16 protein-coding genes are annotated in these 16,070 nt (G+C 70.9%); 6 read left to right on the plus strand and 10 right to left on the minus strand.

The window, feature by feature from the left end; all coding sequences use genetic code 11:
* Both AB0C26_RS45625 and AB0C26_RS45630 read left to right on the plus strand, forming a co-directional pair.
* Positions 1-1,607, plus strand: a 1,607-nt coding sequence (locus AB0C26_RS45625; protein ID WP_360261410.1) for a hypothetical protein, incomplete at its 5' end; no start/stop codon positions are given.
* Between the two features lie 84 nt (positions 1,608-1,691).
* Entirely contained in the window at positions 1,692-2,429 is a 738-nt protein-coding gene (locus AB0C26_RS45630; protein ID WP_360261413.1) for a DUF2625 family protein, read from the plus strand.
* Between the two features lie 26 nt (positions 2,430-2,455).
* On the opposite strand, the gene AB0C26_RS45635 is transcribed toward AB0C26_RS45630, so the two are convergent.
* The 7 genes from AB0C26_RS45635 to AB0C26_RS45665 all read right to left on the minus strand — a co-directional run bounded on the left by AB0C26_RS45635 (position 2,456) and on the right by AB0C26_RS45665 (position 8,003).
* The gene (locus tag AB0C26_RS45635; RefSeq protein ID WP_360261416.1) at positions 2,456-3,100 is read right to left on the minus strand and encodes a TetR/AcrR family transcriptional regulator; all 645 of its coding nucleotides are present in this window, start codon (positions 3,098-3,100) and stop codon (positions 2,456-2,458) included.
* Between the two features lie 43 nt (positions 3,101-3,143).
* Positions 3,144-3,269 (minus strand): hypothetical protein, encoded by a 126-nt coding sequence (locus AB0C26_RS45640; protein WP_360261419.1) that lies wholly within the window; start codon positions 3,267-3,269, stop codon positions 3,144-3,146.
* 15 nt (positions 3,270-3,284) lie between these two features.
* Positions 3,285-4,184 carry an LLM class flavin-dependent oxidoreductase gene (locus AB0C26_RS45645; protein WP_360261422.1) on the minus strand — a complete coding sequence of 300 codons (900 nt, stop codon included), beginning with the start codon at positions 4,182-4,184 and terminating at the stop codon, positions 3,285-3,287.
* Complete coding sequence (locus AB0C26_RS45650; RefSeq protein ID WP_360261425.1) at positions 4,181-6,055, minus strand: LLM class flavin-dependent oxidoreductase; 1,875 nt, start codon at positions 6,053-6,055, stop codon at positions 4,181-4,183. Before AB0C26_RS45650 ends, AB0C26_RS45645 begins: the two co-directional genes overlap by 4 nt.
* Before the next feature lie 110 nt (positions 6,056-6,165).
* Entirely contained in the window at positions 6,166-6,699 is a 534-nt protein-coding gene (locus AB0C26_RS45655; protein ID WP_360261428.1) for a MarR family transcriptional regulator, read from the minus strand.
* A gap of 99 nt (positions 6,700-6,798) precedes the next feature.
* Positions 6,799-7,371: an SDR family NAD(P)-dependent oxidoreductase gene (locus AB0C26_RS45660; RefSeq protein ID WP_360261431.1), complete on the minus strand. Its 573-nt coding sequence runs from the start codon at positions 7,369-7,371 to the stop codon at positions 6,799-6,801.
* On the minus strand, positions 7,368-8,003 hold the full coding sequence (locus tag AB0C26_RS45665; RefSeq protein WP_360261434.1) for a nitroreductase family protein: 636 nt from the start codon (positions 8,001-8,003) through the stop codon (positions 7,368-7,370). The genes AB0C26_RS45660 and AB0C26_RS45665 overlap by 4 nt, the downstream gene beginning before the upstream one ends.
* A 310-nt stretch (positions 8,004-8,313) precedes the next feature.
* Here AB0C26_RS45665 and AB0C26_RS45670 point away from each other — a divergent pair, with 310 nt between their 5' ends.
* From AB0C26_RS45670 to AB0C26_RS45685, 4 genes are all read left to right on the plus strand, one after another.
* Positions 8,314-8,445, plus strand: coding sequence for a hypothetical protein (locus tag AB0C26_RS45670; RefSeq protein WP_360261437.1), 132 nt, complete (start codon positions 8,314-8,316; stop codon positions 8,443-8,445).
* 36 nt (positions 8,446-8,481) lie between these two features.
* A complete protein-coding gene (locus AB0C26_RS45675; RefSeq protein WP_360261440.1) occupies positions 8,482-9,126 on the plus strand; it encodes a TRIC cation channel family protein in 645 nt (214 codons plus the stop codon).
* 254 nt (positions 9,127-9,380) lie between these two features.
* On the plus strand, positions 9,381-11,261 hold the full coding sequence (locus AB0C26_RS45680; protein ID WP_360261443.1) for a penicillin-binding transpeptidase domain-containing protein: 1,881 nt from the start codon (positions 9,381-9,383) through the stop codon (positions 11,259-11,261).
* Positions 11,262-11,265: 4 nt separating this feature from the next.
* Positions 11,266-11,691 (plus strand): DUF6924 domain-containing protein, encoded by a 426-nt coding sequence (locus tag AB0C26_RS45685; RefSeq protein WP_360261446.1) that lies wholly within the window; start codon positions 11,266-11,268, stop codon positions 11,689-11,691.
* Between the two features lie 18 nt (positions 11,692-11,709).
* Here AB0C26_RS45685 and AB0C26_RS45690 read toward each other — a convergent pair whose 3' ends face one another.
* From AB0C26_RS45690 to AB0C26_RS45700, 3 genes are all read right to left on the minus strand, one after another.
* A complete protein-coding gene (locus AB0C26_RS45690) occupies positions 11,710-12,537 on the minus strand; it encodes a maleylpyruvate isomerase family mycothiol-dependent enzyme (protein WP_360261448.1) in 828 nt (275 codons plus the stop codon).
* A 190-nt stretch (positions 12,538-12,727) separates the two neighbouring features.
* A complete protein-coding gene (locus AB0C26_RS45695) occupies positions 12,728-13,240 on the minus strand; it encodes a sigma-70 family RNA polymerase sigma factor (protein WP_360261451.1) in 513 nt (170 codons plus the stop codon).
* 63 nt (positions 13,241-13,303) lie between these two features.
* The gene (locus tag AB0C26_RS45700; RefSeq protein ID WP_360261453.1) at positions 13,304-16,069 is read right to left on the minus strand and encodes an AAA family ATPase; all 2,766 of its coding nucleotides are present in this window, start codon (positions 16,067-16,069) and stop codon (positions 13,304-13,306) included.
* Between the last annotated feature and the right edge of the window lies 1 nt (position 16,070).

Raw genomic sequence — 16,070 nt, forward strand, 5'->3', positions numbered from 1 at the left:
TGCCGGGTGCTCCGGGGTGTCTGGTGCTGGTGACCAGCCGTAAGCGTCTGACCGGGTTGGCGACGGCGCACGGGGCGCATCTGACGACCCTCGACGTGCTCTCATGGGAGGACGCCCGCCGGTTCTTGACCGCGCGGATCGGAGTGGAGCGCGCGGCCGGCGATCCCGGTGCGATCGAGCAGATAGTCGAGTTGTGTGGCCGGTTGCCGTTGGCGTTGTCGGTGGTCGCGTCGCGGGCCCTGACCCACCCCGATCACCGGCTGGCCGACATCGCCCAGGAACTGCGAGAGGCACAGGGCACCCTCGACGGCTTCGCCGAGCATGACATGAGCAACGACATCCGGGCTGTCTTCTCCTGGTCGTACCGGATGCTCGGCGGCCGTTCCGCGCGTCTGTTCCGTCTGCTGTCATTTCATCCGGGCCCGGACTTCACGCTGCCCGCGTTGGCCAGCCTGGCCGGCGTCCCGCTGGGCGAGGCCCGGACTCTCGTCGGTGAACTGGTGAGCACGGGTCTGCTCGCCGAGCACTCGCCCGGCCGGTTGGGGCTCCACGACCTCGTCCGGGCCTACGCCCAGGAGCTGGTAGAGGAACATGACGACGGCCCATCCCGGGAGGTCGCCCTCCGCCGGCTGGTGAACCACTACCGGCTGACCGCCTACGAGGCTGATCAGCTGGTCGGTTCCTCCGTCGTCCTGGAGCGTCCCGAGGCGATGGCAGACGTGGTCACCACGACCCTGGCCGATGTCCCCGAGGCCGTGGCGTGGTTCAACGCCGATCGGCAGGTGCTCAAGGCCCTGGTGCAGCGCTTGCTCGACGACGGCCGGGTCGACGAGGCCTGGCGCCTGTGCTTGACGATTCAGCGGTACAACCAGGGGGAGGGCTGGTGGCACGACTGGGCCGCGATGACGCGCCTGTGCTTGCGGGCGGCGACCGCCGCCGGCGACGACCTGGGCCGCGCTCACATGGCGCGGAGTCTGGCCGGCGCCGAGAGCATGCTGGGCAACGCCGACTCCGCCGCGCAGCTGCTGCGTCAGTCCCTCGACTTGTTCCAGCGGCTCGGGCTCGAACGGGAGCAGGCACTCGTTCACCGCAACCTCGGCCAGGTCAGCATCGAGCACGGTCGGCATCGCGAGGGCGTCGCCTCTCTCGAACGAGCCCTCCGTCTCTTCGAGGCGATGGAGGATCCGCGCCAACAGATCGCCGTCATTTACGTCCTTGTCGAGGTCCAAGCCGAATCCGCTCCGCCGGAGGTCCTTATGGAGCTGGCCCATCGCGCCATGGCGCTCGCGGAGAGGCTGGAGGACGGCAGGGTGGAGGTGGGCCTCGGTTATGAGGCGATGGCCATCGGCTTGCGAGCCGGGGGAGACCTGGAGACCGCACTGACGTTCTGGCAACGCGCGAGCAAGTTGTACGAGCAGAACGGGTGGCGGGTCAACTGGGTGGAGTCGTTGCGGAACCAGGGTGATGTCGCACTCGCTCTAGGCGACCGGGCCGCCGCCCGTGCGGCCTGGGAGCAGGCCCTGGAGCTGCTGGGCAACCTTCATGTACCGCAGGTGGCCGTCATAGAAGAACATTTGAGGAAGCTCGGGTCGCTTTCACCTATATGACCGTTCGGTAAGCGGTGAACTTACCGGTTTCGGCACCGTCGTGTCGGGTATGAGACAAAGGTTATTGCGCGGACGCTCCCTCCGGTGACCAGCGAGCTGGAGGCTGTCGAAGACGACCGTGCACCCTGGCTTACCTTGGTGGACGTCTTGTCGCGCAGTTTCGCCGCACCACGGATCCTGCCCGTCGATCAGGGCAAGGCGCACGCCATTCTGCTCCAGCTGAGGGTCACGGCCGGCTCACCGCTGGGGGCCATCGCGTTCAACAGCGGCGGGATATTGCTTTACGACGGCTGGCTGCGCATCCTCGGGGGATCGCCGTGTCTTGAGGAACGGCTGCCCAGCATCGGGCAAGTAAACGATTTCCCGGCACATGTCGACCGCATGTGGACACCGACCGAGGGCCTGATAGTCGCGCATGACGTACTTGGCGGCATCTTCTTCCTCAACGGCCTGCGCCCGGGCTCCGGCCGGCCAGGCGTGCCCGGCGAGATCATCTACTTCGATCCGTCGACGCTGAACTGGGCGAGGACGGGGATGTCGCACAGCGAGTGGCTCGCGTGGTGCGTATCGGGCGATCTCCCTCATTTCTATGAGGGCCGACTGTGGCCGAGCTGGCGCCGGGACGTGATGGTCCTTCGAGCCGATCAGGGCATCGCGGTCTCCCCGCCGCTCTGGAGCGACCGGACCGCGGCGGCCGGCGGCGAGTGCGCCCGGGCCGTGGTCCCCATGGACGAGATCCTGGCGGCTCAGTTCGACGCGGCCCGGCAGCGGGGACGGCGCGTCGACGGCGCCATGGGCAGGTATCCCGCAGTCGACGGCTGACCGCACGCCGTTCACGGACGACCGAGCTAAGGCCGGCTTTCCGGGCCGGTGGTGACACCGAGCGGCGTGAGACGGTTGGTGACACTCCGCCGGGCCAGCTCGAGATAGGCGGCGTCGCGGTAGAGGACGTACATGTTGTTGGCCATGTGCAGGTAGGCGTTCAGCTCGAAGGCCGCCTGGTCGGGCTCGGCGTCGCCGCTGAGCACGCCCGCCGCCTGCGCCTCGGCATATTGTGCCTCGAGAGTGTGCAGCCAGGCCGTGTGCAGTTTGGTGAGGCGATCGCGGACCACGCCGGGGCGGGTGTCGAACTCCGCGTTGGCCGCGACGAAGAAGCAGCCGCCGGGCAGGTTGTCCCGGACGTGGGCCAGGAAGTGCGAGCAGAGCGCCTGCAGACGCGTCAGCGGCTCGGGCCGAGCCAGGGCCGGGGTCACCACCTCGGCCATGAAGATCTCGGTGGCGGCGTCAATCGTGGCCAGCTGCAGCTCTTCCTTGGAGCCGAAGTGCGCGAAGAGCCCGCTCTTGCTGATGCCGGCCTGCTCGGCCAGGCGACCGATGGACAGCCCGTCCAGCCCCACCACGGTGGTGAGAGTGACCGCTTTCTCCAGGATGGCGTGGCGGCTGCGCGCGCCATCAGAACGGATCCGACGTTCCGGCCGGGAAAGGCTGCCCATCAGGAAAGGCTACGCTGCCCGGCCGCCGGAAAGCTGCCCCGCCTCAGGCGGGTACTCCGATCTCCCGCCCCACGAGCTCGCCGACGCCGGTGGTGCCGAGCTCCGCCCGGACGGCCGGCCGTACGACGGTTCCGTACAGCTCGATGGTCTCGAGCAGCTCCCATTTCATTGCTCTTTCCTCCATCTACCGGCGGGCCTGCGTGACGTTCTCGCGGACGGCGGGCGCGATCTCGGTGCCGAAGCGGGTGAGGGTGACGGGGTCGTCGCCGCCGATCATGAATGCGCTGATGCCGTAGTCGAGGGCGAGCGTGGTCAGCCGGTCGATCCACAGCTTGGGCGGCCCGTCGAGGAAACCCCGCCCCGTGGGCGTCAGGCTGACGTTCATGACGTTCAGCAGGCGCCGGACCGCTGCCGGCTCCCGCCCGGCCTCCTGGGCGGCGTCGTCGATCCGCTTGTTGGCGTCGGCGAGACCGGAGAGCCCGCCCTCGACGTACTCGATGGAGGGCAGCCACCCGTCGGAGACGGCGCCGGTCAGGCCCAGCATGCGAGGTTTGTAAGCGCCGACCCAGATCGGGATCCGGTGATGGGCGTACGGGGCACGGTGGGCACCCTCGGCGCGGTAGTACTCGCCGTCGTGGTGCAGCGGCCACGGCTGGGCCGGGTCCCAGGCGTCCCGGATGAGGCCGATCGCTTCCCGCAGGGCGGAGACGCTCTGCCCGGTGCTGAGCCGGCGGCCGCCCATTCGGGCGACGCCGTCCCAGAACGCTCCCGCTCCGATGCCCAGCCGGAACCGGCCGCCGGAGAGCTGGTCGACGGTCGCCGCCATGCGGGCCAGGCCCAGCGGAGGGCGTAGCGGAAGGCTGGTGACGCTGCCGCTGACCGCGATCGTCCGTGTCCGTGAGGCGACATGGGTCAGCAGGGTCGAGGTGTCGTGAAACGAGGTCTGGTACGGGTGGTCCTGGAAGGTGACCAGGTCCAGGCCCGCCCGCTCGGAGACGAGGGCCAGCTCGACGCCGCGCTGGGCGGGCTGGGCAAGAGGAGTGGCAAAGCTGCCGAACAGCAGATCGTGGCCGTAGTCGTTCATGCCGCCTCCTTGGTCGCGATCGCCTGATGCCGGTCGGCCGTGGCGCTGACCGGGAGAGCGGCGGGCGGGATGTTGAAGTTGTCCCGGAACAAGTTGGTCGGGTCGTACTCGGCCTTGAGGCGCCGCAGGCGCTCGAGAACCGGCCCCGGGAAGGCGTCGAGGAGGCGCTCCGCGCGCCGGTCGGTCTCGAAGCTGAGATAGAGGCCGTCGAAGTGAGGCCGCAACCGCTCCCACTCCGCCCTCAGCCGGTCGTCGCTGGAGCTCATCGCCGTCAGCTGGAACTGGGGGGACCGGTGGCTGAACGCCATGGCGCCCGGCGGCACCTCGGTGATCGCCCCGCCCATCGCCCGCAGCTCGAAGAAATAGACCAGATCGGTGCTCAGCAGCTCGGCCGCCTCGCGAGCGAAGCCGCGGGTGAGCTCGGGGACGAACGCCGACCGCGAGACCGGTTCGCCGTAGCCCTGCTGGCCGTCCGGCCCGATGTCGGCGGCGTTGTCCATCACTCCCGGGTAGTCGGTCATCCTCACCTGCTGGCGAGCGAGCTGACCGAGCTCGAGAAACGGGGTCAGCCGCGCCACGACGGTGTTCGGGTCGGGGTTGTCGACCACCCCGTACAGGGAGATCACCCACTGTCCCTGACGCTCGCGGCCGGTGACCAGGAACACTGTCGTGTCCCGGTGCGCCTGGCTCGCGAGCTGCCCGTACCGGTAGAGGGATTCCTCGATGTCGGAGGAGATCAGGGTGAGCTGGGCCCAGCCGACCTGACCGACCGCTGAGGTCTCGAACTCGAACGCGGTCGCGATGCCGAAGTTGGCGCCCGCTCCACGCACGGCCCAGAACAGGTCGGGATTGTCGGTGTCGGAGACGCGGACCGGGGTGCCGTCGGCCAGCACCAGTTCCACGGCCCGCAGGTGATCGATGGTGAGGCCGTGCTTGCGGGACAGCAATCCGATGCCGCCGGCGGTCGCCAGCCCGCCGACCCCGACGCCGCCGTAGTCGCCGGAGCCGAGCGCCCACCCGTGAGCGACGAGCGAATGCGCCACGCGTTTCCAGGTGCGTCCTGGCCCGATCCGGACCAGCCGGCGCGACGCGTCGAGAACCGTCAGGGAGTCCATCGACCCCACGCTGATCACGAGCCCGTCCCGGTTGGTGGAGCGGCCGCTGATGCCGTGCCCGGCGCTGCGTACCCCGAACGGGATGTCCCGATGGTCGCGGGCGAACGCGATCGCGTCGGCCACCTCGGTCACGGTGCGCGGGCGCAGCACCAGACCGGGGCGGCCGCCACGGAGGTAGGTCGAGGAGACGGCGTGGTGCCCGGGGTCGCCGGGCTCGACCGCGCGGCCGGCGAGGCTCGCGGGCACCGCGTCGTAGTCGATGCCCCGAACCCGTTGCGCCAGGGCCGAGGCGGATCGTCGCGGGCGTCCGGCCGGCGCGGCGGGCATCGGCGCCGCCGCCAGCGGCGCGAGCCGGGCCACGTCGGCGATCGAGCGGACCGGTACGACCGGGGTGCCGCTCCCGGAGGCGTCGCGGATCGTGTCGTCGTCGGCGCCGGCCCCCACCACCGTCCAGCGGTCACCCGGCGGTGGGGTCCGTTCGGGGAGAAGGGCCGCCAGCGTGGCCGCCGCCTTCGTCACCACCGCGGGCACGGCCGCGCCGGCGTCCATCGGGTCGAACGGCTCCGCGCTCAGCGGGACACCGACGCGGATGCGCTTGGTCACCCCGGCGATCCAGGTCGCCACGGTCCACGCATCCGCGTGACGGTCACCGGTCACCAGGGCGAGGCCGATCCCGTTGTCCTCAGCCGCCTGCGCGAGGGTGACCAGCTCGTCCGCTCCGGTGCTGTCCGCGTCCAGGAGCACACCGATCTCCACTTGACACCCCATTCGTTTGTCCGACAACTAGTATGTGTGACAAACGATAGCGCGTAGAGAGGTGCCTGGATTCCCGTGTAACGCGGGTCACGTGAGGGTGTGAGGAGGGGTCAGCGCTTCAAGGCGGGGTCGGCCAGGCTGTCCATCACGGCCACACAGGGGCCGAGAGCGGGATTCTCGTTGTGCAGGGAGACGGCGAGCCGGGCGGCGTTGTCGACGAACATGCGCCGCAGCGCCGTCGGGACGCCCTCGAAAACCCCGTCCTCGGCCGCCCGGACCCTCGCCTCCAGCTCGGTCAGCTTGGCCGCGCCCTGTGGCGTGATGGCGATCCGCCGGACGCGCCGGTCGGACGGATCGGCCCGGCGCTCCACCAGGCCCGCGCCCTCCAGCGCGTCGATGACGTACGGCATGACGGTTTTGTCGATCTGGAGGTGTTTGGCCAGCCCGCTCTGGGTGGGCGGGTCGTTGTGGCCGACGACGGAGAGGATCTGATAGCCGCGCGTGCCGTGCGGCACTCCCTCGACGGCCTGCTCGACCCGCTCGTGCCAGCCGCGCAGGATGACTCCCAGGTACCACCCCAGGTCGGAGCCGGGAATCCCCACCGTGGGGGAGTCCCCGTCCGCATCCGAGTCACGCACGCCCATGCGTCAAGCGTACGGTCTCGGTCCCGACGATGGACGAGGCGCGGCCGGACGCGAGGAAGCCCGGAGCGTTCCTGCTGATGACGTGGCCGAACGACGTGGTCATCGGGAGAAAGCCGGCCACCAGGAAGTGACGGCGTCCGCCGTGACCGGCGCCGGCAGATCGACCACGACGACGTTGTGTGGTTCGCACTCCTCGGCCAGATTGCGCACCAGCGCCTGCTTGACCACCCAGGCCGGCTCGATGGCGTCGGCGTCGTGTCCGGCTCGGTCGCTGACCACCAGGATCGCTCCCGAACCGTGCGCGATCATGTGGTTCGCGGCCAGCCGAGCGGGCAGGAAGTACGGCGGAACGAACGTCGGCCGCACCGAGCCCGGCACCGCGACCGGCACGCTGGAGATGCTCGTCGGCACGGCGACGAAGGAGCAGCACACGTCCACCTGACCGGCTGACCGGATCACCGACGCCAGATGACGGTCGACGGCCGCCGCGTCGTACGGATCGACCTGGACGGTCGTGACGGCGCCGGCCGCGGCCGGCGCCTCATGGGCCAGGCGCTCGACCGCTTCGCTGTCGCCACCCGTCAGGACCACCCGGGCCCCTCGGGCGGCGAAGGTGCGGATGATCGAAGTATCCGTGTCGTCCCCGCAGCCGTACATGACCACGACGCTCATCGGTGGCTCCTTCCCGTCCCGAACGAGTTCCAGTGCAGAGCCGCCCCATCCGCGGGACGCGCGGGTACGAGCCAGTCGCCTCGCGCCGGGTAGCCCAGCGGGATCACCGCCATGACGAGGGCGTTGTCCGGCAGGTTGAGCAGGCCCCGCATCCGGTTCTCGTGACGGACCGCCAGGACGGTGGCCGACGGTCCGAGGCCGTACCCCTGAGCCGCCACCGTCAAGCTGGTGATCGCGCTGTAGAAGCCGATCAGCGACCGGGATCCGGGCGGCCCGTCCGCGCCGAGCAGCACCGGCACGATCCACACCGGCGCCTCCTCGAGATGGGTCGCCAACTGGCCGGCGGCCGCGAGGTCGCGATGGTGCGCGACGCTTCCGTCCCCGCTCGCGGTGCTCCGCCGGTACCACCCGGCCATGGTCGTCCGCAGATGCCGGTCGGTCACCGCGACCCAGGCCCAGGGCCGTGCCGAGCCGGCCTGCGGGCTCTGTGCCGCGACGTCGATCAGACGCTGGACGACCTCCCCGGGGACGGTCTCGGACGACAGGAAGCGGCGGGCCGGCGTCGAATAGAGGCTCTCCATGGCCTCGTACTCGTCCCACGGCTCGCCCGGCAGTCTGATCGCGCTGGTCATCGTTCCTCCACTCGCCACCGCCGCCTCCAGGCGGTACCGATGACACAGACGCGTGCGGCAGGCGCTGGTTCACCGGCCTTCCGGCCGGGGCCACGACGGTGTTCGTTACGTACGGCGCCCGATGGAACTCGACACGACGCAAGTGAACTCCGTGCGGTGGCCCTCGTAGAACCGGGTGAGAGCGGGTGACGCCTCCGCGGCGGTCGAGCCCCTGGATCTGGCGTGAAACCACAGGTCACGAAGGCGAGACGCGGGCTACACCAACCTTGTGGGCGGCAGTCGCCCGGGACACCGATGGAGGGAAAGTCCGATGAGCAGCAACGGTCAAGAGATCAAGAACATCGTGTTGGTGCGTGGGGCGTTCGCGGACGGTTCGGGCTGGCGGGTGGCTGAGCGGATCGGTGCCGAGGTCATCGCCACCGCCGCGCGCAACGCCGGCTGATCCCGGATCAAGCGCCACCTCCGGGAGTGTGACCGCATGTCCATCACACCTTTTCAGGTGACGCTGTGGATCGAGCTCCTCGCCGCCGGGCTGGGCGGCCTGCAGGGCGCCCTGTTCGCGGCCGGGGAGAAGCATCGCCGCATCGACGTGCTCGGTGTCATCGTGATCGGGCTGGCGGTCTCCCTGGGGGGCAGCCTGCTGCGCGACATCGTGCTCAATCAGCGGCCGGTGGTGATCTGGCAGAACTGGTACCTGCTGGTGGCCGGCGCGTCGGCCGTCCTCGGCATGGTGCTGCAACCGATGTTCGCGCGGATGGACTGGGTCATCACCGTGCTCGACGCGGTGGTGATGGGACTGTTCGGCGCCATCGGGGCCTCGAAGGCGCTGGCGCTGGGTGTCGGCCCGGCCGGGGCACTGGTGGTCGGCGTCATCGGGGCCATCGGCGGCGGCATGCTGCGTGACGTCATCCTGAACCTGCCGATCTCGTTCCTGCAGGTCGGGACGCTCTATGCCGTGGCCGCCGGTGCCGGTGCCGGCGCCCTGATCGTGCTGGCCCGATTCGGTACGCCGATTCCGATGGCGGCTCTGGTCTGCCTGGTGGTGACCACCGTGGTGCGGCTCGCCGCCGTCCGCTTCGGCTGGACCTTCCCCGAACAGCGGGCGATGCGCTCCAACCGGTGAGGGGGATGGCGGCGCGCGAGTTCAGGTGAACTTCCGGACATCGGACTCGTCGGCTGCATTGTGATCCCGCGATGGTTCCTGCGTGCCGGTACCGCCCTCGTCGTGCTGGTCGCGGTCGGCGCCGTTGACGTTTGGCGGTCCCGTCGCACTACCTGCGGATCTCTCGCAACCTGGACGGCGAGCCCCACGGCGCGCTGAGGTCTTCTTCGAGCTGTACGAGGGCCGAACCGCCCTCTCCGGAAAGGAACAACGAGATGCGACTCGAGCGGGCCACCCGGCGCGGCGCCGCCGCCCTGATGGCGACAATGCTGTTGGGGGCAGGCCTCGCGGCCTGCGGCTCGGACGGTGCCGGGGACGCGCTGGACGACTTCCTCGCCGCATGGCCGGCGCGCGACCTGTCGAAGGTGGACATCGTCGACGCGGCCGGAAAGCCGATGGCGGGGGCGGCGGTGGAAGCCGACCTCAAGAGGCTGGCCGGTGAGATGCCACTGAACACCCTGCGGGCCGTCCGGGCCGGCAACGTGAAGGAGACCGGCGACGACGGGCTGGGCGGAATCAAGGTCAGCTGGACCCTGGGCGGGAACGTGCCGTGGTCGTACGACAGCGCCGTCCGCCTGACCCGCAAGGGCGAGGGCGGCTGGAAGGTGATCTGGGAGCCGGCGGTGCTCCGCCCGGAGCTGGCCGCCGGGGACAAGTTGGCGCCGCGCCGGATCGCGGGCGACCGGGCCGACATCCTGGACGCGGCCGGGAAGCCGATCGTCACCGCCGGCCCGGTCGTCGTCGTGACGGCCCCGCCCCGCTTCACCGCGGTGACGGCGCTGGAGGCCATTCTGAAGCGGATCGGTGTGGACGTCGATCCGGCCGACCTGCAAACGGCCACCAGCCCGGTCGAGTTCGTCACGCTGCGCCGCTCCGACTTCACCAAGGTGGAGAAGGAACTGCGTAAGCTGCCCGGGCTCACCTTCGCCGACCAGCAGCGTGAGCTGGCTCCGACCCGCAAGTTCGCCCGGGCTCTGCTCGGCACGGTCGACCCGGCTACGGCCGACGATCTGGCGGAGAACCCCGGCACGCTGGCCCGGGACGACGACGCCGGGCACGGCGGGCTCCAGCAGAAGTACGACACCCGGCTGCGAGGCAAGCCCGCGGTCGCCGTGGTGATCGAGCGTGCCGGTCAGCGCGAGCCGATCGAGCTGCACCGCACCGAGCCGGTCGCCGGTGCTCCGGTGAAAATCACGATCGACGCGCGGGCGCAGAACGCGGCCGACCTCGCCACCGCGGCCGAGAAGCGGCCGAGCTCGCTGGTCGCCATCCGGATCAGCGACTCGTCGGTGCTCGCGGTCAGCAACGGCCCGGACGGCGGCGGTGACAACGTGGCGCTGACCGGGCAGGTGCCGCCGGGCTCGACGTTCAAGATGGTGTCGGCCCTGGGCCTGCTGCAGAAGAAGGTTGTGACCCCGGACACGCTTGTGGACTGCCCGAAGACCAAGCAGGCCGGCGGGCAGGTCTTCAAGAACGCGCACGAGATGGCCCTGGGCACGGTGCCCTTCCGCGTCGACTTCGCCCAGTCCTGCAACACCGCCTTCGTGAATCTGTCGCCCAAGCTGGGGGCGGACGGCCTGCGCTCGGCGGCCACCGCGCTCGGCCTCGGCGGCGAATGGGATCTGGGCCTCAAGGCGTCCAGCGGCAAGGTTTCCGCAGCCGGCGACCCGGCCGAACTCGCCCAGGCGGCCTTCGGGCAGGGGCAGACGTCGGTCAGCCCGATCGCCATGGCCGGTGCGACGGCCGCGGTGGCCCGCGGCCGGTTCGTCCAGCCCCGGCTCGTGCTCGACCCGGCGCCGGCCCGGCCGGCCGCCGATGGGGACGCCTTGCCCCGGGATGCGGCCGGCGCGTTGCGGCAGATGATGCGCGAGGTCGTGACCTCGGGCACCGGCAAGGCGCTGAAGAACGTCAAGGGCAAGCCCGTGTACGGCAAGACGGGCAGCGCCGAGTTCGACAACAGCTCACCCGAGACCCACGCGTGGTTCGTCGGCTGGCAGGGCGATGTGGCTTTCGCCGTGCTGGTGCAGCGGGGTGGCGCCGGCGCCGAGAGTGCCCTGCCGATCGTGCGCCGCTTCCTCGACACGCTGAACGGCTGACTCGGTGAGGCTTCCGGAAATCGGCGACCGCAAGCATCTGGACGCCGTCTTGGTGCGAACGGACTACTCGGACACGTCCGGCTGGCCGGCTCTGCGGGCCGCGCTGGGGATGGAGGGCGGGGGAGTATGGCCACTGCTCGTCGTCGAGGATCCGAGCTGGGCGGGGGCCACCGCCGACGACGTACGAAAGGCGGCTCGCGACGACGGGAACCTCGACGTCGTCTTCGTCGCCGACCGTACGGCGCTCGCCGACCCCGAGCACAAGGTGCTGGCCGTGGAGGTGGGCGGCGCGGCCGGGAAGCTGAGGGTCGTACCGGGCTGGGTCATGCTCGTGCACGGGACCCTGGCCCTGACCGACATGCGTTTCGGCGACTTCGTCGAAGCGGCCGACGGCGACTCCGCGGGGGCGTTCCGCGGGTTCCCCGATTGACGGTCTCAGCGGTCCCGGTCAGGCGAGCAGATCGCGGAAATGAGTGAGGGCCGCCAGTACGGGTTCCGGTGCGTCCAGCGTCTGCCGTGGGTCAGCTCCCCGCCCGGCCGCGCTGTCCAGCACCTCGGCCACGGGTCCGGAGCCTTGCGGCCGCATTCCGACACCGGAGGCCACGAACACATCGTCGGCCCGGACACCGACCTCGTAAGGCGAGGCCGCGCTGTCCCACAGGTCAAGCGTCGCCGACAGCGGTTCGCCCCGCCGAGCCGCTGCGCTGCCGACGATGAGCAGGCCGTACATCGTCGTCAAGGGCAAGGTGCGGGCGGGTGAGCGCGGCGCCCGCCCGAGAGCGAGCGCCACGTCGCGCTCGTGGATCCAGGAGTCCCACAGCGTGTGCAGCGATCGCACGGACCACTGCAGCGGCCGGCCGGCCGGTCCCGGCTCGAGCGTGCTCTCCGGCTTCTCGGCGCGGATCCGGAAATGCCGGCGCTCCGCCCCGGCCAGCCGCCGCAGCGTCGCGATCGCCTCCCGGGGCGTACGACGGACCGAGTCTCGCAGCCACGCCCCCGGCGTGGTCGCCGGATCGAAGGCGCCGTAGCGCCGGAAGCGGGCGAGCTGAGCACTGCCCGTCAACCGGGCGACGTGGAACTCGGCACCGTTGATCACATGGCCGACGACGTCCGCGACAGACCACTCGGTGCACCGCGACTGCGCCTCCCACTCGTCCGGATCGAGATCGGCGAGCAGGCGGAGGAAATTCGTCCGCTGCCGGTGGAGCTCGTCCGCGATCAGCAGGGGAGCGCCCGGCACGCCCTTCTTCTCCGTGAGTACGAGCGTCGCCGACAAAGCTGCCTCCCGGTGGGCCGATATCCGTGCGCCGGTGACCGCCTTTCTGAGGCAGTCACCGGCGCTCACTGGCTCAGCCGGCTCGTGATCGGCTGAGACGTCCGGGACGCTGATGACGACCATCCCGACAACGAGGCAGACGTCCCGGGCCCTGGAGAAGTTCAGGTTCGGCCGGCCGGAAACAACCGCGTCAATCTGAATTCAAAAGGGCGTCGCGCAAATGGCGGACGCCGTAGTGCGCGCGCGATTTGACGGTTCCCACGGGCAGGCCGAGACGGGTGGCCGCCTCGTTCATGGAACGGCCTTTGACATACAGTTCCAGCAGGACGGACCGGTGGGCCGCGCCGAGCTGACCGACGGCGTCGCGCAGGGTGAGCGAGGCGATCGCCGTCTCCGCCGAGGCGCTGCTCGCGGGGGCCAGGTCGGCCTCGGTGAGGCCGGTCTCCTCGGGCCGCGTCCGCCGCTTGCGGTGGGCGTCGATGGCCAGGCGCCGGGCGACCGTGAACAGCCAGCGGCGCTGCGGTTCCGTGCCCTCGGGCATCTGGTCCAGATGGCGCCAGGCCCGGAGCATCGTCTCCTGAACCAGGTCCTCGGCCGCCTGGGGAGAGCCCGGCGGCGTCAGCCGCCGAAGGTAGCGGAGCAGCGCGTCGCCGTTCTGGTGGAGCTCCCGCATACGGGCGTCGGTCGCGGTCACTTGCGGCATCGCTTTCCCCCTCCGTCGTCCAACAGGTTGGGAAAGCGTAGGAAAGTGCTTGTTGATTCGTACTCAATTGCAAGTTAAATGCTTGCCTGGGCTTTCGGGGAACTGCGCGGAAAGAGCGTCGCGGAGCCCGGCCCGGGACGATATCCCGAGCTTCGGGAATATGCGGTAGAGGTGTGCCCCGACCGTACGGTGGGACAGGAAGAGCCGTTCGGCGATCTGCTTGTTGGTGAGGCCGCCGGCGGCCAGGCCGGCGATCTCGAGCTCCTGGCCGGTGAGACTGGCGGTCGCCGTCTCGGCCCCGGCCGGCCGATGGCCGGCGGCGCGCAGCTCGGCGTCGGCCCGGGCCAGCCACGGTTCGGCGCCCATGGCGGCGAACCCCGCCCGGGCGGCCAGCAGGTGGGTCCGGGCCGCCGTCGGGTTGCGGTCGCGGCGCAGCTTCTCGGCGTACGCGAGCCGCACCCGCGACGCCTCGAACAGCCAGCGCTCCGAGGCCGCGTCGTTCAGGGTCCGCTCGAGTCGCGCGCCGGCCACCTCGCCGCCGAGCACGAGCGCGTCCACTCCGTGTTGCAGCAACCTCATGCGAGGCGACAACGCGGACACGTCGGCCGCGCGCATGGCTTCGGCGTGCCGGCCGGCCTCGGCCGTTCGCCCGGTCCGCAGCGCCGCCTCGACCAGGTCGAACATCACCCAGGTGCAGTTGGGCACGTACGGGGCGAGGAGGCCGGGTGGGCTCGACGCGGCCGCGTGGCGGTAAGCGGCCTCGAAGTCGCCGTCCGCGATCGCGGCCAGCGCCCGGGGGTGGTGGGCGATGGCGGCCGCACCCGCGACCCCGCGGGGCTGCGCCCACTGGGTGATCTCGTCGGCCAGCTCGTACGCCTCGCCCGACCGGCCTCGCCCGGCCGCGACGATCGCCCGGATGTAGAGGAAGTACCACCGCAGGAAGGTGAGCCCACTGTCGGCGCAGACCCGCTGCGCCTCGGTGGCCAGCTCCTCGGCCTCGTCCCACCGGCCGATGAGGTAGTCGTCCAGCCCGAGATGCATCATCGCCGACAACTGCCGCCGCGGCGCCCCGCCCTCGCGGCCCTGGCGCACGAGCCGCCACGAGAATTCCCGGTTGTCGCCCAGCCGGTCGACATAGACCGAGGCGGTGCCGATCCGCATGACCCGGGTCAGATCCCGTTCACCGGGCAGAGTGGCGATCAGCTCGTCGAGGTCGGCCTGGGCCGCGGCCCCGGTGCGCACCGGATCGGGAAACGTCCGGCTCAGCACCGACAAGACGTCGGACGGCCCCGGCCGGAGCCGGGTCAGGAACCGGTGAAAGACGGCCCAGTGGCCGGGGCTTCCCGCGTACCAGGAAAGCAGGAGCAGCGTGTGCATGGCCTCGTCGAGCGCCGGGTCCGCGGCGTGCCAGCCGTGTTCGCCCGTCTCGATCGCGCCGGCGAGCAAGCGGTGGGCCGTGTGCACGTCGCCATCCCCGTTGATCATCAGGAGGGCGGCGGCGCCGGCGGCGTGCAGGGCGCCGGTCGCGTCGAAGCTCATCTCCCGCGACCGGGCCAGCAGGCCGGTCGCGTCGTCGGAGCCGCCGGCCTCCGCGCCGATGTACGCCGCCCGGGCCAGGCGCCGGGCCGACTGCTCGGTGGTGGCGCTCAGGTCCGCCGCCCGCATCAGCGCCGCGACGGCGGCCAGGGTGTCACCGCGTTGCATGACGCGCAACGCGGCCTGCTCGAGCTGGGCCGCAACCGTCTCGTCGGGGCCGGAGGTGGCCGCGGCGAGATGCCAGCTGCGGCGTTCCGGATCGCCGGGCAGCGCCTCGGCGACAGTCAGGTGGGCCCGCCGGCGCTCCTCGTGCGTGGACATCGCGACGATGGCCGACTGGATGAGGGGATGACGGAAGGCGATACGCCCGGAGCGGTCGTCCACGTGCACCAGATGGGTTCGTTCGGCCGGGGCGAGGTGGGTCAGGTCGGTCATGCCGCGAAGGATGCGGATGTCGCCACTGCCTTCGAACGTGGCCAGCAACAGCAGCAGGCGGGTGGGTGCGGGCAGGCCGGCGACCCGGTTGGCGAAAATGGTCTGGAGCCGGTCGCTGAGCGGCACCACATCCGAGGACTCCATGGGCTGCGCCGGACCGGTCAGGCCGGCCGGCAACTCGATCAGGGCCAGCGGATTGCCGCGGGCCAGGTCGAGCAGGCGCTGCCGGGCTCGGCCGGTCAGCGCGGGGAAACGGTCGTCGACGAGCCGGGCGGCGGCCTCGTCGCTCAGCGGGCCCACGGTGACCTCGGTGAGGCCGCGCCGGTCGAGGAAACTTTCGGTGCCGGTCCGGGACGCGGCGATGACGCCGACGGGCGATCCGGCCACCCGCCGGGCGATGAAACCGAGAACGACCGCGCTGGGCCGGTCGATCCACTGCACGTCGTCCACGATCAGCAGGACCGGGTCCTTACGGGCTGCGGCGGTCAGCAACGACAGGGCGGCGTTGCAGACCAGCAGGGTCGCGGGAGCCGGGCCCGGGCCGAAGCCGAGCGCGACGGTGAGCGCGTCGCGCAGCGCCGGCGGTAGTCGCTGCATCTGGGTGTAGAGGGGCAGAAGCAGTTGGTTGAGCAACGAGTAGCTGACGTCCGCCTCGAACTCGGAGCCGGAGGCTCGCAGTACCCGCAGGCCGTCGGCCTCGGCCAGGTGCACGGCGGCGGTCAGCAGTGCCGACTTCCCGACACCCGGCTCGCCCCGGACCATCCGGACGTCGCCGCCCTGGCGTACGGACTTCATGAACCGGCCGATACGCGCGAGCTCCACCTCACGCCCGAAAAGCACTTCGGGGGATGACGTCATA

Origin of the sequence: Actinoplanes sp. NPDC048796 (genome assembly GCF_040650035.1) — a bacterium.
Classification (GTDB): domain Bacteria; phylum Actinomycetota; class Actinomycetes; order Mycobacteriales; family Micromonosporaceae; genus Actinoplanes.

Coding starts and splice junctions, on each gene's coding strand:
- AB0C26_RS45635 (WP_360261416.1), bottom strand. CDS start 3,100: ATGGGCAGCCTTTCCCGGCCGGAACGTCGGATCCGTTCTGATGGCGCG.
- AB0C26_RS45640 (WP_360261419.1), bottom strand. CDS start 3,269: ATGAAATGGGAGCTGCTCGAGACCATCGAGCTGTACGGAACCGTCGTA.
- AB0C26_RS45680 (WP_360261443.1), top strand. CDS start 9,381: ATGCGACTCGAGCGGGCCACCCGGCGCGGCGCCGCCGCCCTGATGGCG.
- AB0C26_RS45675 (WP_360261440.1), top strand. CDS start 8,482: ATGTCCATCACACCTTTTCAGGTGACGCTGTGGATCGAGCTCCTCGCC.
- AB0C26_RS45700 (WP_360261453.1), bottom strand. CDS start 16,069: ATGACGTCATCCCCCGAAGTGCTTTTCGGGCGTGAGGTGGAGCTCGCG.
- AB0C26_RS45670 (WP_360261437.1), top strand. CDS start 8,314: ATGAGCAGCAACGGTCAAGAGATCAAGAACATCGTGTTGGTGCGTGGG.
- AB0C26_RS45665 (WP_360261434.1), bottom strand. CDS start 8,003: ATGACCAGCGCGATCAGACTGCCGGGCGAGCCGTGGGACGAGTACGAG.
- AB0C26_RS45645 (WP_360261422.1), bottom strand. CDS start 4,184: ATGAACGACTACGGCCACGATCTGCTGTTCGGCAGCTTTGCCACTCCT.
- AB0C26_RS45695 (WP_360261451.1), bottom strand. CDS start 13,240: ATGCCGCAAGTGACCGCGACCGACGCCCGTATGCGGGAGCTCCACCAG.
- AB0C26_RS45660 (WP_360261431.1), bottom strand. CDS start 7,371: ATGAGCGTCGTGGTCATGTACGGCTGCGGGGACGACACGGATACTTCG.
- AB0C26_RS45655 (WP_360261428.1), bottom strand. CDS start 6,699: ATGGGCGTGCGTGACTCGGATGCGGACGGGGACTCCCCCACGGTGGGG.